The organism is Pararhizobium sp. IMCC3301 (assembly GCF_030758315.1).
Classification (GTDB): domain Bacteria; phylum Pseudomonadota; class Alphaproteobacteria; order Rhizobiales.
In genome coordinates this window covers 164692-186418 of sequence record NZ_CP132336.1, presented here as the reverse complement: position 1 = coordinate 186418, position 21727 = coordinate 164692, and the positions used below count along the sequence as shown (strand labels likewise).

General features: G+C 56.0%; 19 protein-coding genes and 2 tRNA genes. 14 read left to right on the top strand and 7 right to left on the bottom strand.

All coding sequences use genetic code 11. The annotated features are described in order from the left end of the window. Positions 1-18 precede the first annotated feature (18 nt). The 3 genes from RAL88_RS00870 (at position 19) to RAL88_RS00860 (ending at position 608) form a co-directional block, all read left to right on the top strand. Entirely contained in the window at positions 19-255 is a 237-nt protein-coding gene (locus RAL88_RS00870; protein ID WP_306266595.1) for an Lrp/AsnC family transcriptional regulator, read from the top strand. Between the two features lie 123 nt (positions 256-378). After that, positions 379-454: transfer RNA gene (locus tag RAL88_RS00865), tRNA-Lys, on the top strand. Between the two features lie 78 nt (positions 455-532). Further along, positions 533-608 (top strand) — tRNA-Lys (locus tag RAL88_RS00860). A 75-nt stretch (positions 609-683) separates the two neighbouring features. Here RAL88_RS00860 and RAL88_RS00855 read toward each other — a convergent pair. Continuing rightward, positions 684-1673, bottom strand: a complete 990-nt coding sequence (locus tag RAL88_RS00855) for an AEC family transporter (RefSeq protein ID WP_306266594.1) — start codon at positions 1671-1673, stop codon at positions 684-686. 100 nt (positions 1674-1773) lie between these two features. Between RAL88_RS00855 and RAL88_RS00850 the strand changes: the two genes are divergently transcribed. The 4 genes from RAL88_RS00850 (at position 1774) to RAL88_RS00835 (ending at position 4076) form a co-directional block, all read left to right on the top strand. Beyond that, positions 1774-2649: a lysophospholipid acyltransferase family protein gene (locus RAL88_RS00850; RefSeq protein WP_306266592.1), complete on the top strand. Its 876-nt coding sequence runs from the start codon at positions 1774-1776 to the stop codon at positions 2647-2649. Between the two features lie 120 nt (positions 2650-2769). Next, positions 2770-2997, top strand: coding sequence for a DUF2798 domain-containing protein (locus RAL88_RS00845; protein WP_306266590.1), 228 nt, complete (start codon positions 2770-2772; stop codon positions 2995-2997). A 32-nt stretch (positions 2998-3029) separates the two neighbouring features. Continuing rightward, the gene (locus RAL88_RS00840; RefSeq protein WP_306266588.1) at positions 3030-3776 is read left to right on the top strand and encodes a metallophosphoesterase; all 747 of its coding nucleotides are present in this window, start codon (positions 3030-3032) and stop codon (positions 3774-3776) included. Between the two features lie 96 nt (positions 3777-3872). After that, positions 3873-4076, top strand: coding sequence for a dodecin family protein (locus RAL88_RS00835; protein ID WP_306266586.1), 204 nt, complete (start codon positions 3873-3875; stop codon positions 4074-4076). Positions 4077-4430: 354 nt separating this feature from the next. Here the strand turns inward: RAL88_RS00835 and RAL88_RS00830 are convergent, their stop codons facing one another. The 3 genes from RAL88_RS00830 to RAL88_RS00820 all read right to left on the bottom strand — a co-directional run bounded on the left by RAL88_RS00830 (position 4431) and on the right by RAL88_RS00820 (position 8690). Beyond that, the gene (locus RAL88_RS00830) at positions 4431-4973 is read right to left on the bottom strand and encodes a peptidylprolyl isomerase (protein ID WP_306266585.1); all 543 of its coding nucleotides are present in this window, start codon (positions 4971-4973) and stop codon (positions 4431-4433) included. Positions 4974-5088: 115 nt separating this feature from the next. Continuing rightward, positions 5089-7596: an FAD-dependent oxidoreductase gene (locus tag RAL88_RS00825; RefSeq protein ID WP_306266582.1), complete on the bottom strand. Its 2508-nt coding sequence runs from the start codon at positions 7594-7596 to the stop codon at positions 5089-5091. A gap of 152 nt (positions 7597-7748) precedes the next feature. After that, the gene (locus RAL88_RS00820; protein ID WP_306266581.1) at positions 7749-8690 is read right to left on the bottom strand and encodes a GlxA family transcriptional regulator; all 942 of its coding nucleotides are present in this window, start codon (positions 8688-8690) and stop codon (positions 7749-7751) included. A 149-nt stretch (positions 8691-8839) separates the two neighbouring features. Between RAL88_RS00820 and RAL88_RS00815 the strand changes: the two genes are divergently transcribed. From RAL88_RS00815 to RAL88_RS00800, 4 genes are read left to right on the top strand one after another with little or no spacing between them, the layout of a single operon-like run. Further along, entirely contained in the window at positions 8840-10099 is a 1260-nt protein-coding gene (locus RAL88_RS00815; protein WP_306266580.1) for a sarcosine oxidase subunit beta family protein, read from the top strand. A gap of 20 nt (positions 10100-10119) precedes the next feature. After that, positions 10120-10395, top strand: coding sequence for a sarcosine oxidase subunit delta (locus RAL88_RS00810; protein WP_306266579.1), 276 nt, complete (start codon positions 10120-10122; stop codon positions 10393-10395). Next, the gene (locus RAL88_RS00805) at positions 10392-13364 is read left to right on the top strand and encodes a sarcosine oxidase subunit alpha family protein (protein WP_306266578.1); all 2973 of its coding nucleotides are present in this window, start codon (positions 10392-10394) and stop codon (positions 13362-13364) included. Before RAL88_RS00810 ends, RAL88_RS00805 begins: the two co-directional genes overlap by 4 nt. Next, a complete protein-coding gene (locus tag RAL88_RS00800) occupies positions 13357-13953 on the top strand; it encodes a sarcosine oxidase subunit gamma (protein ID WP_306266576.1) in 597 nt (198 codons plus the stop codon). Before RAL88_RS00805 ends, RAL88_RS00800 begins: the two co-directional genes overlap by 8 nt. A 6-nt stretch (positions 13954-13959) precedes the next feature. On the opposite strand, the gene glmU is transcribed toward RAL88_RS00800, so the two are convergent. After that, positions 13960-15336 carry a bifunctional UDP-N-acetylglucosamine diphosphorylase/glucosamine-1-phosphate N-acetyltransferase GlmU gene (glmU, locus tag RAL88_RS00795; protein WP_306266575.1) on the bottom strand — a complete coding sequence of 459 codons (1377 nt, stop codon included), beginning with the start codon at positions 15334-15336 and terminating at the stop codon, positions 13960-13962. Between the two features lie 138 nt (positions 15337-15474). Here glmU and RAL88_RS00790 point away from each other — a divergent pair, with 138 nt between their 5' ends. Both RAL88_RS00790 and RAL88_RS00785 read left to right on the top strand, forming a co-directional pair. After that, positions 15475-15984, top strand: coding sequence for a hypothetical protein (locus tag RAL88_RS00790; protein ID WP_306266574.1), 510 nt, complete (start codon positions 15475-15477; stop codon positions 15982-15984). Between the two features lie 99 nt (positions 15985-16083). Continuing rightward, positions 16084-17097, top strand: a complete 1014-nt coding sequence (locus RAL88_RS00785; protein WP_306266572.1) for a DMT family transporter — start codon at positions 16084-16086, stop codon at positions 17095-17097. Here RAL88_RS00785 and RAL88_RS00780 read toward each other — a convergent pair. Next, positions 17034-17771, bottom strand: coding sequence for a cytochrome c biogenesis CcdA family protein (locus tag RAL88_RS00780; RefSeq protein WP_306266571.1), 738 nt, complete (start codon positions 17769-17771; stop codon positions 17034-17036). The genes RAL88_RS00785 and RAL88_RS00780 overlap by 64 nt on opposite strands. A 96-nt stretch (positions 17772-17867) precedes the next feature. Then, complete coding sequence (locus RAL88_RS00775) at positions 17868-20207, bottom strand: ComEC/Rec2 family competence protein (protein WP_306266569.1); 2340 nt, start codon at positions 20205-20207, stop codon at positions 17868-17870. A 78-nt stretch (positions 20208-20285) separates the two neighbouring features. Between RAL88_RS00775 and gltX the strand changes: the two genes are divergently transcribed. After that, on the top strand, positions 20286-21704 hold the full coding sequence (gene gltX, locus RAL88_RS00770; protein ID WP_306266567.1) for a glutamate--tRNA ligase: 1419 nt from the start codon (positions 20286-20288) through the stop codon (positions 21702-21704). Positions 21705-21727: the final 23 nt, after the last annotated feature.

Sequence of the window (21727 nt, the reverse complement as noted above, 5' to 3'; positions counted from 1 at the left end):
TGCTCTTTGAGAGGGATCATGCAGACCGTTTTTGTGCAAATCAAATGCCATTTGGGAAAAGCCTATGAAGTCGCCAACCAGATTGCCGACGCGGAAATAGCATCCGAGATTTATTCAACCGCTGGTGATTACGATCTGCTGGTGAAATTCTACGTCGCCGAGAGTGATGATATCGGGCATTTTATCACTGAAAAAATTCAGCATTTCACAGGAATCAAGGACACACGGACGATTCCCACCTTCAAGGCATTTTAAGGTTTTGGCCATATCCGGGACGTCCGCGAACCATGCCGATCCCGGCGCTCTGACAAATCGCGATTTTAGGCAAAGCGCTATTGACCCGACCAGCGGCACTGCCTATGTTCCGCCCGAATTTGGGAGCCCTTAGCTCAGTCGGTAGAGCAACTGACTTTTAATCAGTAGGTCCACGGTTCGAACCCGTGAGGGCTCACCATTTTCTTACCGAACACACTGCGCACGCCCGGCTTGATTCATTTGAAGTTGGGCAGCGCAGTTGTTAGGATACCGGAAAGCGCCCTTAGCTCAGTTGGTAGAGCAGCTGACTCTTAATCAGCGGGTCGAAGGTTCGAGCCCTTCAGGGCGCACCATTTTTTTCAAACAATTCTGTGCTTCACTGTTGCCGATGGTCGGACCAGCTTTCCCCATAAGTACACTGGATGGCGCTATGGCAAGGACCGCACCAGGCCCGGTCCGAAGGCGCCTTCGGCAATCAGATACAACACAAAGGTAACACTCAGCACGGACAGGCCGGTTCCTACCAGCACCGCCGTGGAAGCGCGCTCGATATAGACATTATATTGCTGGGCAATCACATAGATCGTTGCGGCAGGCGGTAGCGACGCCATCAGTACCCCGGTGGCCACCCAGACCGGGTCAAAATCGCCGATAATCCCGAGCATCAGATAGGCGATCAGCGGGTGCGCCACCAGCTTGACAGTGAGCAGACCCGGCAATTCCACCGGGAAGCGCTTCAGCGGACGCAGCGCCACGGTTACGCCCATGGCAAACAGCGCCGAGGGCGCGGCGGCGGATCGCAGAAAGGTCAGAATTGTCTCAATGGCCTGCGGCGGGCGGACCTGAAATGCCGCGCCCAGCACGCCTGCAATGGTGGCGATGATAAACGGGTGCAGGAAAATCTTTTTCAGAATTTGAACGACAAGCAGCGGCACCGGCTTCTTTTCCGTCCCGGCCAACGCCATCAGCAACGGTGCCAGAGTAAAGACCAGAGCCACATCGAAGGAGAAGATCAACGCCGCGGGCACTGCGGCTTTCGGCCCCAGCACAGCAAGCGTCAGGCCCGGCCCCATATAACCGACATTGGCATAGCCACCGACCAGGCCCTGAATCGTCGCCAGCGCTACATCACCTCTGGTGAGATAAATTCCGATGCAAAACGCCAGAGCAAACGCGACATAGGTCGAAAAACTGGTGGAGAATACGAAAGCCCAATTCGCCAGTTCTTCAATCGGAGTTCTGGAAATGAGCTGATAAAACAGTGCAGGTAGCGCGAAATAAATGATGAAGATATTGAGCCACGCCAGCCCTTCCGGCGGAACTTTAAATATTTTTCCGGCAAAAAACCCGAGGAAAATCAATCCGAAGAATGGAAAGGCGAGTGTGGCGACCTGCAGCATAAGGCGGGGATGTCCCAAGGGATTTTCTCAATGATGCCGGTTTTCGCAAAGGATCAATTGCGTTGCAAACCAAAACTCCGCTATTGCGTAGCAGCAATTTAGATTGAGCACCTGTTTCTTGGCCAAAACGACCACTCCTACTTTTCAGCACCGGCTTGAATATGCCGGGTTTCGCCTTGTGGCCGGACTTCTGAATGCGCTGCCGATTGGCGCTGCATCTGCGCTGATGGGGGCTTGCTGGCAGGTTCTGGCACGGTTCAACCACCGCCACGCGACCGTGATGAAGCATTTGCGCGAGGCTTTTCCGGAAAAAAATGCTGCCTGGATTGAAAAAACCACAGCGTTGCACTGGAACAATCTGGGGCGCACATTTGCCGAGGGGCTGTGCATCGCCAAGCTGCTGAAGGAAAGCGAGCGAATCGAATTGCAGTCTCAGGCGCTGATTGACCAGCTGGCACAAGGCCACAAGGGTGCGGTGTTTGTTTCGCTGCATATGGGCAATTGGGAATTGCTGGCAATTCCGGCCCTGCAGAACGGTCTGTCAATGGCGGCGATCTATCAGCGCGCCTCCAATCCGCTGGTTGACAGCTATATCAGACAGGTGCGTCAGCCATTGTATCCAGGTGGGCTGCACTCCAAACGCACCACCTCGGTGAATGGGCTGATTAACTGGGTTCGCGACGGTGACACGGTCTGCATGATGGGCGATTTGCGCCAGAGCAATGGTGTAGAGGTCCCGTTTTTCAGCTATATGGCACCATCAACCCCCTTCCCCGCGCTGATCGCTGAGAAGCTTGATGTGCCGCTGATTGCGGCGTGTTGCCGCCGCACCGAAGGCTGCCGTTTCAGCATTCAGGCTGTCGAAATCCCGACAGGCGAAGGCGGCACACTGGACGAGCGTGTGGCCACAGCGACAGCGCGAATTCATCAGCAATTCGAGGCCTGGATCAAAGAGACGCCGGAGCAGTGGATGTGGGGCCACCGCCGCCGTTGAGGGCGTTGCGCCACCGGGGCTTCTGCTTGCCTCTGGCGGAGGCGGCATATCGCTGCTTGGTCGCCTGCTCGTTAGATGATAGATGAGTTGATCTTTTCACCCATCTGACCACGGCCCGGCATGCATCCAAAATTCGCACCTTTTCTGTTCAGCTTTCTTCTGTCGGGATTCATGACATTCATCGTTTCGGGAATTGCTACGTTTCGCGCCAATGGCATGTCCCCGGATCTCAGTTCTCTGTGGATGTCGTCATGGGCATTATCATGGATGGTCGCCTATCCGGTGATGATGATTGTCAGCCCGTTTGTCAGACGTTGCGTGAATGGCTGCGTCCGGACTGACTTGTAATGCCACAGCCAGTGTTATTGTAGGATACCACTATGCGCTTTGCAGCTATTTCCGACATCCACGGCAACCATCTGGCGCTGGAGGCGGTGCTGGACGACATTGCCGGCCAGGGCATTGATCAGATTGTCAATCTCGGCGATCATTTCGGTGGGCCGCTGGAAGCTGGAAAAACTGCAGATTTACTGGTCAGCCAGCGCAAAATGATGTCGATCCGGGGCAATCATGACCGTTTTCTGCTGGAGCTTGCGGTGCAGGATCTGGGCACCTGGGACGCACCGGCATTCAGGCAGTTGAATGAAACACATCTGGAATGGGTTGCGGCCCTGCCCCAGAGCGCAGTTTTCGAAAGTGAGATATTCCTCTGTCATGGAATTCCGTCCAGTGATTCCGAGCATTGGCTGGATACGCCGAACCCGGCGCTTGGCATGAGCCTGCGGCCGCTGGCAGATATTGAACGCGAGGCCGGATCACTGGAATTTCCGATCATGCTGTGCGGACATTCCCACGTTTCCCGAGTCGTGCGCCTGTCAGATGGCCGGCGCGTGATAAATCCGGGAAGTGTCGGCTGTCCGGGTTTCAAGGATACACGGGCGGCACCCTATGTCATGCATACGGGAAATCCCTTTGCAGCCTATGCCATCATTGAAAAGCAGCAGTCCGGTGACTGGAATGTGACATTCCGGCACGTGCCTTACGATCATCAGGCGATGGCAGAGCTTGCCCGTTCCAAGGGGTTTGCCGATTGGGCAAGCGCGCTTTCGACCGGGTGGGTGAATTAGAGACCGCCTTCTGGATAACTTGCGCAGGCGTTGATCGATAAGCTAGGCTTTCGACACCGTCACACAGAAGTGACATTCTCAGACAATGGAGTTCACATGTCAGTTGCACGCGTAACGGAAATCATCGCCTCTTCGCCCACAAGTTTTGAAGATGCATTGCAAAGGGGCGTGAAGCGCGCCTCGGAGACTTTGAAAAATGTCGAAGGCGTGTGGGTCAAAGATCAGAAAGTCGTCGTCACCAACGGTAAAATTACTGAATACCGCGTGGTAATGAAGGTCACTTTTGTTCTCACAGATTGAGCCGGAAAGCCTTTCCGGAACAATGTGTTATGCTGTATTTCGCATAATATGAATCCGCAATCGGTTGTGGATGAGATGCAAGGGTACTGGATCCCCGGAACAAGTCCGGGGATGACGGTAGGTGGGTGGCATGAGTGTACCGCCTGACCATACGCGTACTGGATCCTCGGAACAAGTCCGAGGATGACGAACAGAGTGGCACGAAGGTTTGGCATGAACGTGTGGCATGGGTGCGGCTTTAGCACCGTCATTCCGCGCTAACCGTCAACCCACTACCATCGTCGCCCCACTGCCCGTCATCCCCCGGACTTGTTCCGGAGATCCAGACTGTGGCCTGCAATCACGCTTTCGCGGCTAAAACTGATCGGCTGTGCGCATTTTGATGATGGTGTCGGGATCACTGACAGCGCCGTTTTGTGAACTTGAGCCCATCTTGATCTGATCGACAAATTCCATTCCATCCGTGACTCGGCCGAACACCGTATACTGACCGTTGAGGTGCGATGCGTCACCGAAGGTGATGAAGAACTGGGAATTGGCGCTGTTGGGATTTTGCGACCGGGCCATGCCGAGCGTACCGCGTTCAAACGGTTGTTTTGAAAATTCAGCGCGCAAATCCGGGAGCTCGGAACCGCCGGTGCCATCGCCGCTCGGATCGCCGGTCTGGGCCATGAAGCCCTCGATCACCCGATGAAATTTGAGGCCATCGTAAAACCCGTCATTGGCCAGTTGCTTGACCCGCTCCACATGTTTGGGGGCGACTTCAGGCAACAATTCAATGGTCACTTTGCCATTTTTGGTTTCCAGGATAAGTGTATCGGCATCCGTGGCGGCAAAACTGACAGTTGCCAGTGTGAGCGCAACGGCAGCAGCCGCAAGTGTTTTGATCAGATTCATTCCTAAACTCCGGTTGGGGGCGTCAGACCGTTTCGTGTAACGCTTTCACGGCGGAAAACAAACCGACAATCGGGCTTTTTTAGGGTCTGCGTTGACCAGACCGACCAAAGCTGTTTCAGCCCCGCAACACCAGGTTTTCCGGATCAAACGGACTTTCCTCAATCACCACCGCCTGAAACTGCTCTCCGAGAATTTGAATTTGCAAAATCGTGCCAATGGCAGCGTAGGCAGGTGGCACCATGGCCAGGGCCAGGGATTTGCCAACGCGCCAGCCATAGCCGCCGGAGGTGGCGCGGCCGATCAGCTGATCACCGTCAAAAATTGCTTCCGATCCACGGGCATCAGCATCTTTGACGCCCTCGACATGCAGAGTGACATAGGCCCATCGGTCTCCGTCCTGGTGGCGCTGGATAAGAGCCTGTTTGCCGATAAAATCCTTGGCTGGTTTGATGAAGCGGTCCAGCCCGGATTCGTAGGCTGAATATTCAATCGACAATTCGCGGGGAATAAGACGGTAGGATTTTTCCAGCCGCATCGCGTCCATGGCACGAATGCCGAAGGGTTGAATGCCGAACTCTGCACCAGCTTCCATCAGGGCATCGAAGATTTCCAGTTGCATTTCAATCGGATGATGGAATTCCCAGCCCAATTCGCCAACGAAGTTCACCCGCAGCGCATGGGCGGTGGCCTTGCCGAGGCTGATTTTCTTGCCGGACAGCCAGGGGAAGGCTGCATTTGTCAGATCCGTATCGGTGAGTTTCGCCAGCACGTCACGGGATTTTGGACCGGCCAAAACCAGCACGCCATATTGCCCGGTGATCGGCGACAGATGCACCGAGCCGTCCTTTGGCAGGGCTTTGGTCAGCACGTCATGGTCATGGCGTTCGTAAGCGCCTGCAGACACCAGATAGAACCGTCCCGGCTGCCACTCATATACGGTAAATTCGGACAATACGCCGCCGGATCGGGTCAGCAGATGGCACAATGCAATCCGGCCCTGCTTGCCGGGAATGCTGTTGGCGAACAAGCCGTTCAACCACTCCCGCGCGCCCGCACCGGTGACTTCGATCTTGGCAAAGGCGGACATGTCGAGAACTCCGGCATTCTCGGTGACATTTTTCACTTCCAGGCCGACAAAATCAAAATAATTGGAGCGGCGGAACGACCATTTTTCAACAATGCGGCCATCATCTGTGGCGGGCGCGTGATTGTGGTGGAGCAGCAGATCAGGATAGCTCAACGGGTCAGCCGGGACGGAATAATCCAGCGGCGCAAACCAGTTGGCACGCTCCCAGCCATAGACTGAGCCGAACACCGCGCCATGTTGTTTGAGACGATCATAGACCGGTGTTTTCTTCAGCGGACGGGCCGCAACGCGCTCTTCATCGGGGTAGTGCATGGAGAAGACATTGGCATAGGCCTCCTCGTTTTTCTGCTGCAGATAGGCTTTTGTCGCGTAAGGGCCGAAACGCCGCGGATCAACGCCCATCATGTCGATCGAAGGCTCTCCCTCGACAATCCATTCAGCCAGTTGCCAACCTGCCCCGCCAGCCGCAGTGATGCCGAAGGAATGTCCTTCGTTAAGCCAGACATTGGGCACATCCCAGGCGGGCCCGATAATCGGTGAACCATCCGGCGTATAGGCAATCGCGCCATTATAGACTTTCTTGATACCGACTTCGCCAAAGGCCGGGACACGTTCAATTGCCGTTTCAATATACGGCATCAGACGATCCAGATCCTCCTGGAACAATTCATATTCGCTATCGGCATCCGGTCCATCGACATAGCAGCACGGCGCGTCTTTCTCATACGGTCCAAGCAACAGGCCACCGGCTTCCTCGCGCATATACCAGGAGGAATCGCTCTCTCGCAAAACCCCCATCTCCGGCAGTCCTTTGGCGCGACGCTCCAGTATGGCGGGATGAGCCTCGGTAACGATATACTGGTGTTCGACCGGGATCACCGGGATATCAAGACCGAACATTTCGCCGGTCTGGCGGGCGAAATTGCCGGAGCAGCAGACAATATGATCACATTCAATCTCGCCTTTGTCTGTTTGTACGAGCCAAGTATCATTGGCGCTGCGCGTTGCTCCGGTGACATTGGTGTTGCGATGGATTTTTGCGCCATTGTCGCGCGCGCCCTTGGCCAGGGCCTGGGTCAGATCGGCAGGCTGGATATAGCCGTCATCGGGATGCTGAATGGCGCCGAGAATGCCATCGATCTCACACAGCGGCCAAATCTCCTTCAGCTCTTCCGGGCTCAGCAGATTGACGGTAACGCCAATGGTTCTGGCAACACCGGCATAATACAGATATTCGTCCCAGCGATCCTTGCTGCGGGCAAGCCGGATGTTGGACACCCGCGAGAGCCCGGCATTCATGCCGGTTTCCGCTTCCAGATCGCCATAGAGTCTGACTGAATATTTATGGATCTGACCGACCGAATAGCTCAGATTGAACAAGGGCAGCAGGCCTGCGGCGTGCCAGGTGGAGCCGGAGGTCAGCTCCTTGCGCTCCAGCAGGACAACATCGGACCAGCCCTTCTTGGCCAGATGATACAGCGTCGACACGCCAACCGCACCACCGCCGATAACGACCACTCTTGCCCGCGTTTGCATGATCTGTTCCCTCACCTTTATCGATTGCCCTTTCCAAACTATGCGGCGCGGCATTGCCCTTCCAGCTTCAATGCGACAGCCAACCTTTTGTCCTGCGACATGGGCGCTACATGGCAGGCGTTGCTGGAGCGGCGTTATCCAAAACCTCGAAGTTACCAGACCTTACGGCGCTCTTCTGAAGGGCTGCGTTCGAAATAATTCCGGTAGCTCTGGGCGAAATAGGAATGCGAGGAAAACCCGGTTGCCAGCGCCACTTCAATAATCGGCGAGTTGGTCTGGCGCAACAATTCGCGCGCGCGTTCCAGACGCAGTCCCATATAATATTTGCTCGGTGTGCAGCTCAGATATTTGAGAAACAGCCGTTCCACCTGACGCACCGACAGCGAGACCTTTCTGGCCAGTTCGGAGGTGGCCTGCGGTTCTTCAAGATTGGTTTGCATTATCGTGATGACCCGCGCCAGCTTATCCGGCCTCGTGGAAAAATCCCTGTTTTTGCCAGCTCTTTGGGTCTCATCGCCTTTGCGGATTCTGTCGTGCTGGAACTGATTGGCAACCTGATAGGCACATTCTTGGGACAAATCCCGTGCGATAATGTTGAGCGCCAGATCGAAGGATGCCGTACCACCGGACGACGTCATGCGGTTGCGGTCAATTTCAAATACACGGCCGGTACAGTTGACCGCAGGAAAGCGTTCCCGGAAAGCAGCCTCATACTCCCAGTGAATGGTGCAGGCATAGCCATCAAGCAAACCGCCGCTGGCCAACACAATGCTGCCGGTGGAAATTGCACCAAGAATTGTCCCGCGCCGTTCACGCTGGCGCAGTTGGGTATGGATCTGCGTTACATTTTCCGGGTCGGTTTCATATCCGGCGCAAACAATCAACACATCGCAACGAGGCAGATCGGCAAGGGCGTGACCGACATTGAAGCTGGTATTGCTGCTGCAATGCACAGGCTCTCCGCTGACACTGGTTGTCAGCCATTCAAAGTGCTCTTCTCCCGACATCTGGTTTGCAACCCGAAGCGGATCCAGCATCGCAGCCAGATTAAAAAGCGAGAACCGGTCGATCAATAAAAAACCGAAGCGCGTCATGAATATGTCGTCCTCCCAGAGCGGCATCTTATGGACGTGTTTCAGTCGAGCAAGCAAAAACCACCGGAAAACCCGGTGACGGGACGTTTTGTCCCTTGCGCAGTTCAAGCATAGACCTGCACACTGATCCTCGATCAGAGGAGAATTACGTGGCACGATTTTCTGCGTGGGCGCTGGCAAAAAACGCTCTTACCGGGAACAAGCACTGGAGCAGCCAGTGGCGCAAACCCGATCCCAAACCGTCTTATGATGTCATCATTATCGGCGGTGGCGGGCACGGGCTGGCGACGGCCTTCTATCTTGCCAAAGAGCACGGCATTCACAATGTTGCTGTTGTCGAAAAGGGTTGGATTGGCAGCGGTAACATTGGCCGCAACACAACCATCGTGCGCTCGAATTATGAATTGCGCAAGAACGCGCTGTTCTATGAGCACAGTATGAAACTGTGGGAAGGTCTGTCCCGGGAATTGAATTACAATGTGATGTTTTCCCAGCGCGGTGTTCTCAACCTTGCCCATAATCCGGCTGAAATGGACGCCCATGCCATACGCGGTAATGCCATGCGCCTCAACGGGATCGATGCGGAATTACTGGATCGCGATGAGGTCGCGAGATTTGTTCCGCAACTCGATATGTCGACTGACACCAGGTTTCCCATCCAAGGCGGGTTGCTGCAGCCGCGGGCGGGTACCGCACGCCACGACGCGATCGCCTGGGGCTATGCCCGCGGCGCTGATGGGTTGGGTGTCGATATTCTGGAAAATTGTGAAGTCACCGGGTTCTTGAAAAAGGGTGACACGATCACTGGTGTGCAGACCACACGCGGCGATATCAAAGCGCCCAAGATTGGCGTGGCTGTCGCCGGGAGCACGTCGGAAGTGATGCGCAAGGCAGGTGTTGAAACCCTGCCGATTGAAAGCCATGTGCTGCAGGCCTTTGTCTCCGAAGGGTTGAAGCCGGCTGTCGATACTGTCGTGACCGGCGGCGGCGGACATTTCTATATGTCGCAGTCCGACAAGGGCGGGCTGGTGTTTGGCGGCGATATCGACAAATACAATTCCTACGCCCAACGCGGCAATCTTCCCGTGATTGAAGACGTGATGACCATTATGCTGGCGCTGTATCCGCAATTTGCCAAGGTCCGCCTGTTGCGGCACTGGGGCGGCATTATGGACATGTCGATGGATGGCAGTCCGATTATCACCAAAGGGCCTTTGCCGGGCCTCTATCTCAATGCCGGCTGGTGTTATGGCGGGTTCAAGGCCACGCCGGCATCGGGTTGGTGTTTTGCCCACACCATCGCCAAAGATGAACCGCATGCGCTCAATGCACCCTTCACGCTGGAGCGCTTCGCGTCTGGTTATTCAATCGATGAACGCGGCGCGGGCCCCCAAGCCAAGCTGCACTAAATACCCAAGGGGAGAAATCCATGCTGATACCTTGCCCGCATTGCGGTGCCCGTGATCTTGCAGAATACACCTATCTGGGCGATGCCACGGTCAAGCGTCCCGCTCCGGAGAAAGCCCGCACCAGGGACTGGGAGAATTTTATCTACAACCGCAGCAATCCGCGCGGACCGCACAAGGAATTATGGCAGCACAATGGAGGCTGCCGCCTCGTCCTGGAGATGACCAGAGATACCGCAACCCATGAAATACTGGCTGTCAAAAGCCGTGATCCGCATCAGACAGGGGGTGGCAGATGAGCGGCTTTCGACTGGATGCGGGCGGACAGATAGACCGCAGCCGAAAATTGTCTTTCACATTTGATGGCAGGCCGGTGGACGGTTTTTCCGGCGATACGTTGGCCTCGGCGCTTCTGGCGGACGGTCAGAAATTATTCGGACGCAGCTTCAAATACCACCGCCCCCGCGGCCTGATGAGTGCTGGTAGCGAAGAACCAAACGCCCTGATGACCCTCAACAGACCGGATGTTCAGGAACCCAATAGCAGAGCCACCATGGCGGAGATTTATGAGGGCCTTGCCGCCAGCAGTCAAAACCGCTGGCCAAGCCTCAATTTTGATGTTCTGTCTGCCAACCAGCTGACCGGATCATTGCTTCAGGCCGGTTTCTACTACAAGACCTTCATGGCACCGACGCGGAAGGCCTGGAAGGTTTATGAACCGATTATCCGTCGCGCCGCCGGTCTGGGCAAAGCCGGCAGCCGCCCTGATCCTGACAGATATGAGAAAATCAATAGATTTGCCGACCTGCTTGTCGTCGGCGGCGGACTTGCCGGACTGACAGCGGCTCTGCGGGCAGCGCAAAAAGGCGCCCGCGTGGTTCTGGTTGACGAGCATGCCGGCTTTGGCGGCTATCATCGCGGAGACCCCAGAGGAGACGAGCAGATATCCACACTGCTCGACAGTCTGAAGGCGCTAGCCAATGCAACAATTTTGCCGCGCACTACCTGTTTTGGCATGTATGATGGCGGTACATTCGGATTGGTGGAGCGGGTGTCCGCCCATCAGCCGCAGGACAGCGATTACGCACCTTATGAACGCTATCATGTACTGCGCGCGCGCCACGCGGTTTTTGCTGCTGGTGCGCTGGAACGTCCGCTGGTGTTTACAGGAAATGACCGGCCCGGCGTGATGTTGGCTGACAGTATTCGTGCCTATGCGCTGCGCTATGGTGTCGCCGCCGGCAGGGATATCGTGCTGTTCACCAGCCATGACGGTGCCTATGCGCAACTCAGCACCCTGAAAGATATGGGTGTGCCAATCCGCGCGATGGTCGATACCAGAACAAATATCTCGGATCTGGCCATGGCACAGGTAGCGGCCACCGGACTTCAACTTATTACCGGCCACGCTGTGACGCAGGTTCATGGCAATCACGGCATCAAGCGCGTCAGCCTCGCCGCATTTGATCCACATAGCAAAACCACCAGTGGCGAGGAACGCGTAATTGACTGCGATTGCCTCGGCATCTCCGGTGGCTGGACGCCGACGATACACCTCACCAGCCAGATGGGCGGCGCGCCCGAATGGGATGAAACTTTGCAAACAATGCTGCCGGGCCGACCGGATGGCCTGTGGACCGCCTGCGGCTCAATGGCTGGCCATTTCGACCGTGATGACGTCATTGCCAGTGCTGAAATTGCAGCGGAATCCGCGCTGCGAAAATTATCATTCAGCAAGGCGCGCAAGAAACTGCAGGAGCCCGAACGGCAAAATGTGCTGAATGTTGCGCCGGTCTGGAGCATCAAGGGCGGCCGGGACAAAGCCTTTGTCGATTTTCAGCACGATGTGACCGCAAGTGACATCCAGCTGGCCTATCAGGAAGGCTTTCTCAGTGTTGAACATCTGAAACGATACACCACTTTGGGTATGGGAACGGATCAGGGGAAACTCTCCAATATCAATGGCTTGGCATTAATGGCTGAAGCGCGCGGATTAAGTGTGCCGGAAGTCGGCACTACGCGCTTCCGGCCGCCCTATACTCCGATCTCATTTGGCGCATTGGTGGGCGCGGAGCGCGGTACGCATTGGCAGCCAATCCGCCGCACCGCAATTCATGACTGGCATGTGGATGCAGGCGCGGAAATGATGGATGCCGGACTGTGGAAAAGACCAAGGGTCTACCGCCGGGGTGCAGAGAACCTTGAAGAAGCCTATATTCGTGAAGCGCGGCAGACCCGTAACTCTGTCGGCATTGTCGATGTCTCGACCCTCGGTAAGATCGCCGTGCAGGGACCGGATGCATCAGAGTTTCTCAACCGCGTTTACAGCAATGGTTTTGCCAAACTGCCTGTCGGCAAGGCGCGCTACGGCCTGATGCTGCGAGAGGACGGTATCGTCTATGATGACGGAACCGCATGGCGTCTCGGCGAGACAAATTTTCTGATGACAACAACCACCGCCCATGCAGCCGGTGTGATGGAGCATCTTGAAACCTGTCTAGCCATTCACTGGCCGGACCTGAAGGTTCATGTGACCTCGGTCACTGATCAATGGGCCGGGACGGCGGTGGCCGGTCCGAAAGTCCGTGATCTTCTCGACAGATACATCCCGGACTTGGATTTCAGCAATGATGCCTTTCCGTTCATGGCCATCCGCCACGGCCATACTAGCCAGGGTATTCCGGTGATGCTGTGCCGCCTGTCCTTTTCCGGTGAGCTGGCCTTCGAGGTTTACACGCCAACACGTTTCGGCCTGGCGGTCTGGAATGGTCTTCAGTCTGCCGGAAAAGAATTTGCAATGGTGAATTATGGGATGGAAGCGCTGGGAACCATGCGTCTGGAAAAGGGCCATGTGGTCGGTGCGGAATTGAATGGCCGCACAACAGCAGAGATGGTCGGCCTTGGCGGCATGGTCTCACAGCAAAAATACGCCATCGGCTCGGCCATGACCGCGCGTGCTGCCTTTACTGATCCCAATCGCCAGCAACTGGTCGGCCTGATTTCCAACTCTGGGGAACCGGTGCGCGTTGGCAGCCATCTGGTGCGCAGCGCGAACGCAGGCAAACCCGGCATCAGCCTGGGCCATGTCACGTCCTGCGCCTATAGTCCCGCACTTGAAAAATACATCGCACTGGCTTTGCTGGAAAAAGGCCGGGATCTCATCGGACGGGAGATGTATGCAACCTTTCCGCTGAAAGGACACCATGTTCCGGTCGAAATTGTCGACCCCTGCTTCTTCGACAAGGATGGGGAGCGGATGCATGGCTAAGGATATGGAAACACTGTCGGCCTGCCCGCTGGACCGGGTCTGGAGTGCCGGACATTTCGGCGGGCCTGATGCGACCGGCGTCACATTGCGACGCAGCTTTGCAGGATCGCTTGTGCAACTCTCGCTGTTTCCCGGCCAGCAGGAAAAAGCGCTGGCGAAACTGAAGAAACCCGGAATCACAGCCTTGCCGGATGACGGAACCGCCCACTTCGGCACGCCGCATTCCAGCTACGCGCTGGGTGGCGGGCGTTATTTGCTGGAAAGCGCGGCAGCAAATCTTGAGCAAAAGCTGCAAGCCGCAATAGTCGCTGACATCGGATCGGTGACAGATCTGTCGAGCGCGCGGACGATCCTCATACTCGCCGGACCGGATGTTGAAACCGTGCTGTCAAAGGGTGTGGCGATGGATTTCAACGCTCAGAGTTTTCCGATTGGAACGGTGGCCCAGACCACTGCGCATCACATGCCGTTGATGATGGTGCGGTCAAAAGCAGATGAGTTTCGGCTGTTTGCTTTCAGCAGCTACGCGCAAAGCACGCTGCATTGGCTGGAGACCGCCTGTCACGATCACGGTTTTGAACGACTTTAGCGAGAATTATTTGCGCTTCGATGCCTCGGCCTTGGCAGCACGCAAATTCTCTTTCAGACTGGCACCCCTGCCGTCCTTGTTGGTCTGCCGGGCGCGGCCAAAGGCCAGCGCGTCTGCAGGCACATCCTGCGTAATAACAGAACCGGTGGCGACATAGGCGTTTGCGCCAATTTCGACCGGAGCCACCAGCAGGCTGCCCGAGCCAATGAAGCTGCCGTCTCCAAGCGTCGTTGTGTGCTTGAGGAAACCATCATAATTACAGGTAACCGCCCCTGCGCCAATGTTAACGCTGGCACCGATCCTTGCATCACCAATATAACTCAAATGATTGATCTTGCTGCCTTTTCCAACTATGGCAGCTTTGACCTCGACGAAATTTCCGACCTTGGTATCGGGGCCCAAATCAGTGCCGGGACGCAACCGGGCGAAAGGGCCAACAATGGCATTCTCGCCGATGACAGCGCCTTCAATGTGTGAAAAAGCCTTGATAGTCGCGCCGCGCATGATCTGCACCTTCGGACCGAACACGACATTCGGTTCCAGGGTCACATCAGGCTCGATCTCGGTATCATGAGCAAAATAAATCGTGTCGGGTGCCGTGAGGGTCACTCCATTTTCCATGGCCTGCCGGCGCATGCGGTCCTGAAACATGGCTTCCACATCAGCCAGTTGCGCGCGGCTGTTGACACCTGCCGCGTCGACCACATCGCCCTTGACGATCTGCACCGAAAGCCCCTGCGCCCGCGCCAGCTCAACACAATCGGTCAGATAATATTCGTTCTGGGCATTTTGATTGGTCAGAGATGCCAGCAGTTTGTCCAGCACTCCCGGAGCGAAGCCCATGGCCCCGGCATTGCAAAGGCTGATCTTGCGTTCAGTTTCGCTGGCGTCCTTTTCCTCACGAATCGCAATCAACTCGCCTTGTTCCGTCAGCAGCCGACCATATCCGGTCGGGTTTTGGGGCTCAAATCCCAGCACTACCAGATCAGCGTTGCCTTCCAGAAGGGCCTTGATCCGGTCCAGTGTCTGCGGCCGGATCAGCGGTGTATCGCCGAAAAGGACGATATTGCAATGATTGACATCAGCGTAAAACTTGTCGGCCGCCTGAACCGCATGTCCGGTTCCCAGCCTTTCAGTTTGAACATAGGTGTCCACCGCAGATGGCTGCCGCTCCAGATAGGCAGTTACCTGGGGAGCATTGGGCCCGATTACCACAGCCATCCGCGATGCGCCGAAAGCGCGGCCGGAGTTCAGCACATGCCCAAGCATTGGCATGCCGCCGACAGGGTGCAGGACTTTTGGTGTCGCGGATTTCATCCGCGTGCCTTCACCGGCGGCGAGTATGATAATATCCACGCCCGACAATCTATTCTCCGATTCCAAAAAACGTTTCCGGTGAGTTGGTTAGCACTGAATTTCTCAGAAAGCGAGCCAGCTGCAGCACTGCCATGCTTAACAATATCTCAACAATTGTATCACTATCTTCAACACGCTCATAAGGATGCACTAAAGGAACAGAGCGTGTCGAGATCGACCTGGTTTCAGCTTACTTTACTGATGATTTGGGGCGTTGTCGCCATGTCCACCCTGTCCGGGTCGTTCTGGCTGACACGCACGGACTGGGCGCCGGATCTCAATGCTGAGGCGTTCAGCGCACGCGATGCTGCTGCCACCCGAAACCTGACGTCAGCGTCCCGTCAGATACAGGATGAAGTTATCGAACTTCGTGAAGTTGTAATGCGGCTTGACCGGCAGAACCGCATTCTGATGTCACGGCTGGACAGCGTTGAAAGCGGCGCGGAGCTTTTCACGGCCAGCATTTCGTCGAGGCCACAGCAACAGAGCCCAGGGTTGGCCAACCCGCTAACACAACAAATGCCGGCCGCTTCGCAGACGCCTCTGAAACGGCAGCCTACGCCGGTTACACAACATAATGTGCGATCCAGCGTTCAACCCTATCCGCTGAAAGTTCCAGGCACCGACCGCACTCCCACAAATGCGGAAATCGCCAAGGCCCTGATGGACCGGTAGGCCGGGCCGCCAGACATGCGTCACCACCACTTGCAGTCCGTTTGTTCTGGAAACGCATTTGCGATTGCCAGTGTGGATGATCTCCGTTAGCTAACGCAAATGAACGCTCCCTCCGATATGTCACAACAGCCAAAAGATAACCGGGCGAAAGCCTATCTGGTGCTTGTCTTCATGCCGCTGTTTTTCGGTTCGAACATTATCATCGGGCGCTGGATTATCGACGGCACCGAGCCATTCATTCTGGCGTTTCTGCGCTGGTTCATCACCTCGCTGATTTTACTCGCGATCAGTCTGCCTGCACTGAAGGCGCACTGGCCGGTGTTCCGCCGTCAATGGCGTCAGATTTTTATCGCCGGATTTCTCGGCATGTGGATCTGTGGCGCTTTGGTCTATCTCGCGCTGAAATACACCACTGCTTCCAACGGAACGCTGATTTACACATCCTCTTCGGTATTGATAATTCTGCTGGAATGGGTTTTTCGGGGACGAAAAATCGGCTGGCGGGAAATTATCGGGATTCCGATCGCTATTGCTGGCGTCGCAGTGATTGTATTCAAGGGCGATCTGGCAGGATTATTGGCATTGAAGTTCAATCCAGGAGACGGTTTGTTCGTCCTGACGGCGTTGGGCTGGGCAATCTATTCGGTTCTGTTGCGCAGTGACCCGTTCCCGGACCTGCCAACCCTGCCGCTCGTAGGGGTGGTGGCCATGGCGGGGGCGATTATGCTGTTGCCATTTGCGGTTTTCGAAATGTTCTGGACCGGGCATTTTCCGACCTCAGGCACTACCTGGTCAGGCATTGCGGCTCTGGTAATCGTATCTTCGCTGTTTCCTTTCACCGCCTATCAATACGGGGTGAAAGTGGTTGGACCCTCGATCACTGGCGTATTCCTGTATTTGCTGCCGCCTTATGGCGTCGGCCTTTCCGTGCTGTTGCTTGGTGAGACTCTGAAGCCATTTCATTTTGCCGGACTGGCCCTGATTCTGGGCGGCGTCATTCTGGCAACAATCCCGGCCAGGCTGTTTGGAAAATTCAGATCAAAACCGGTTCAACCGATCACACCGAGCGCCGGGAACATCTCCAGCAACCAGAACGAAAAAACCGCCATCTGATTGGTCAGAAACAGAAAACCGGTGATCACCAGCAAGCCGCCCATGACCCGCTCCACAGTTTGCATGTGGCGCTTGAACTTGGACATCCAGGCGATAAACGGACGCGCAAACAGAGCGGCCGTAATGAAGGGGATGCCAAGTCCGAGCGAATAAACTGCCAATAATCCTGCACCTTTGGCCACGGTATCTTCCGTTCCCGCCACTGCAAGGATGGCGGCCAGAACCGGCCCGATGCACGGTGTCCAGCCAAATGCGAATGCCAGGCCCATGACGTATCCGCCAAGATAGCCAGGCTGTTTCTGGCCGATCTCAATGCGTGCTTCGCGATATAAAAGGCCAATCCGGAAAACACCGAGGAAATGCAAGCCCATAATAATGATAACAATGCCGGCGAAAATGCTGAGTGTGCCTGCATTGCGTGCAATGAACTGGCCGGCAACCGATGCTGCCGCCCCCAGCAGAACAAATACGGTGGTGAATCCAAACACGAAACTGATGGCTGACAGCACCACCTGTCGGCTTCGCGCACGGCTGAGTTGACCGGAAGTCAACTGGTCCAGCGAGACCCCGGCCAGATAGCAAAGATACGGTGGCACCAGCGGCAGAACGCAAGGCGAAACAAAGGAAATCAATCCGGCCAGAAGCACAGTCAAAAGTGTCAGTTCAGCAGCCATACCAATCCTCAGTCGGAATTTTGGTTACATATAACAATGATTCCCGCAAGCGTAAGTAACGACTTCGCGAGGACGGCACAGCAAAAACCGTTCAGTTCAGTTCCAGGGCCGCTTGCTGGCCGGCAGGCTGGTTTGAATTTGCAGGCCAATTGCAGCAAATCGCGCCGACAACTGGTCTCTGGATATCCGGTCACTTTGCGGCGGTTCCCTTAGTTCAGTCAGCAGAACTGCGCCGCGTTTTGCCAGAAAAGACGGGTCGAATATGGTTTTTTCGGGGTTCCCTGCTTGATCAGGCGATATACAGGGAAGGGTCAGCTCAACTGAGCTGATAATGATTGCGGCATCGCTCGCACAGGCTTCAAACATCGCCTCGATCCGATTGATGGTCGCAATCTGAATTGTCCGGGAATTGCCGTAATGGACGCTAAACAGGCACCCTGTGCGATCACATGATTGTGCAGTGCGATCTTCATTCAGCACAGTTTCGGGATCGCGTTCATCGCGGAATGCCCGCAGCCAGATATTTGCGGTGAAACTGTTGCGCGTCGTGCCACGAAATTCCAGCCGGTCGCCGGCAAAACCGGCGATCATTTTACCATCCGGCGACACCAGCAATACCGGTGGTGCCTGGGCTGCGGAACTCACCGCAACCGCCGCGCCCAGGAAAATGCCGGCAACGGCATAGCGCAGCTTTGTCCGCATCAGGCACAAACTGATCAGCGCAAGAGCCAGCAATAATGTAAAGATTGCGGATTGCTGACCTGGCACGCTGATTGCCCCACTCAGGCCGGATACCCGCTCGGCAACCGCTACAACCAGATCAAGTCCCACTCCCATCAGCGACAACGGCAGCGCCTCCAGCCCGAAAGGCATCATCAGCAAAGCCAGAAGCCCCGCTGGCATCACGACAAAGCCGACAACCGGCATGGCAGCCAGATTGCCGATCAGGCCATAGATCGCAAACTGATAAAAATGGTGCACGGCAAAGGGAGCGGTGGCAAAGCCGGCAACAATTGAAGTCACTGCCAGAGCGATAATACCCGCCAGCATGGCGCGCAGAACGCCGGTTTGCCGGGATTTCATGCGCAGCCGGTTGAAGGTGCCGTCCCGGCGGTAAACGGCAACCAGAGCAATCACTGCCATAAATGACATCTGGAATCCGGGTGAGAGCACGGCGGCGGGCTGGTACAGCAAAATAACAATAGCCGCCAATGCCACATTGCGCATGGTCAGCGCGGCCCGGTCGCAGATAATCGCCACAAGAAAGACGGCGGCCATCAAAAATGCGCGTTGCGCAGAAATGCCGGCGCCGGACAGGCCCAGATACAGCAAGGCACCAACCAGAGCAGCGGCGGCGGCCCATTTCTTTACTTCGTATCGGGCGGAAACTGTACGCGCAAAGGCGGCGGCCAACCGGATTGTACCAAACAGCAGCGCAGTCACCAGAGCCATATGCAGACCTGAAATCGCCAGAATATGTGCCAGTCCGGAATTGCGCAGCGCTTTTTCCGTGTCATCCGATATGCCACTGCGAAGCCCTACCAGCAACGCTGCGGCGAGCGCGCCCGCCTCACCCGGCAAGGCGCTTTTCAAACGGGCCGCGACGGTCTGACGGATGCGCGTCAGCCTGTCCGCCAGCGTACTCCTTCCACTGGACCCAAATTGCAATTCAGGAATGGCTTCACCCAGCGAAAAGCCCCGTGCCGACAGGCCTTTGAAATATCCGGCACGACGGAAATCATAGCCATTCGGGATCAACGGGCCGGAGAGCGGTTCAAGCCGGGCTCTGAGCCAGACCCTGTCGCCTATTCTGAGACCGGCAATATGCTGATTGAAGGCGCTGAGTTGCACGCCGGCAAGAGATTGCGGTATTGCCGCCAGATCTCTGACGTTGCTGAGCACCAGGCGGCTTCGTTTCTCACCGGCTACGATGTCTGCGACGCGGCCACTCAATTCAAACGTTCCTGCCTGTTGCAACAGCGGCGTTGCCAGCCTGTCTGTCTGCCATTTTGCCAGTCCAGCACCGGCGATAAAAAGAGACAGAGCCATGAGGCTGCGAAACATCATATCGGTGCGGCGCGCGTACCATATTGCAATGAGCAGCCCAACCAGCAGCAGGGCCAGCGCAAGGGCTTCAGGGTCACGGCTCATGGTGAAATAGCCAAGGACGCCGAGGGCCATGAAGACCGGAATCCAGGCAAAAATATCCGGCCCTGAAATCTCGGCGGCAGCGGCTCGGGCCACAGCATCCTGCAAATTCTGGCGCCTGAGCAGCATCCGGTGCCAGGTTCGCGGCACGATACGCAATGTTGGGCTGGCTTGCGGCCAACGCAACGCCGGAGTTTCAGCAGTATCTGTCCCTCGCGGCGCCGACTGCTGATCGTCCGCGGCGTCCTGAAGGCCGGACAGGCTTGAATTGGGAACTCTCTTGGTCACGGTATATCAAGTGTTTTGATCTGGTCAGTCTCCATGCTACACGAAGCGCCACATTTACCAAATTTTCATAGGCAACACATGTCCCCTCCCATAATTACGCGATTTGCGCCCTCTCCCACCGGCTTTCTTCATATTGGCGGAGCGCGGACCGCTTTGTTCAACTGGCTGTTCGCAAGGGCCAATGGCGGCAAAATGCTGCTTCGCATCGAGGACACCGACCAGTCACGGTCAACACCGGAAGCGGTGACTGCCTTGATGGATGGCCTGAACTGGCTCGGCATTGACTGGCAGGGCGAGGCGGTTTCGCAGTTTTCCCGGCAGCAGCGTCATGCCGAAGTGGCCAATCAACTCGTCAGCGAAGGCAAAGCCTATCATTGCTACACGTCTCCGGAGGATTTGAGTGCGATGCGGGAAAAGGCGCGCGCGGAAAACCGGGCGCCCAAATATGACGGCACCTGGCGTGACCGCGATCCGGCAGAGGCGCCAGCCGGGATCAATCCGGTTGTCCGCATCAAAGCTGAACAGACCGGCACAACCACGGTGATGGACCGGGTTCAGGGCGAGGTAGAGTTTCCCAATGCCGATCTGGATGATTTTATCCTGCTGCGCAGTGACGGGACGCCGACCTATATGCTGGCCGTTGTGGTTGACGATCATGATATGGGGATCACCCATATTGTGCGCGGCGATGACCATCTCACCAATGCGGCCCGGCAAATACAGATTTACAAGGCTTTGGACTGGCCGGTTCCGGTAATGGCCCATGTTCCGCTGATCCACGGCCCGGACGGAGCCAAACTGTCAAAACGCCACGGTGCGCTGGGCGCTGAAGCCTATCGGGCGATGGGCTATCTTCCTGAAGCCCTGTGCAACTATCTTGTGCGCCTCGGCTGGGCCCATGGCGATGACGAGGTGATTTCAATCGAGCAGATGATTGAATGGTTCACTCTGGATGCTATCGGCAAATCTCCGTCCCGGTTTGATTTTGCCAAACTGGAAAATCTCAATGGTATTTACATTCGTGCCGCCGAGGATCAGAGGCTGATTGATGCCATCGAAACTGTACTGCCGGAACTGGAGAAGCCAAGCCTGTTTGGCGCAAAGCTGTCGGATATTCACCGCAAACAATTACTGGTAGCGATGCCAGGATTGAAAGAACGCGCCAAGACTGTCTTGCAACTTATTGAAAGTGCAGAATTTATCGCAGCTTCGGTGCCACTGGATTATACCGAAAAAGCGCTCAGTCTTCTCGACGAAACCGGCCGCGGCATTCTCTCTGACCTGATTCCGGCGCTTAAAAAGTCCGACTGGAATGCCGAAAGCCTCGAGATTGCCGTCAAAGCCTATGCGGACGAAAGGGAATTGAAGCTTGGTAAAGTGGCTCAGCCGCTCAGGGCCGCTTTGACCGGCAGCCACATGTCCCCCGGCATCTATGATGTTCTGCTGGTGCTGGGGCGCGAGGAATCGTTGAAACGTATCTCCGCAGCGATTTCGTAAGGCGATGATGTGGTGGCTGAACG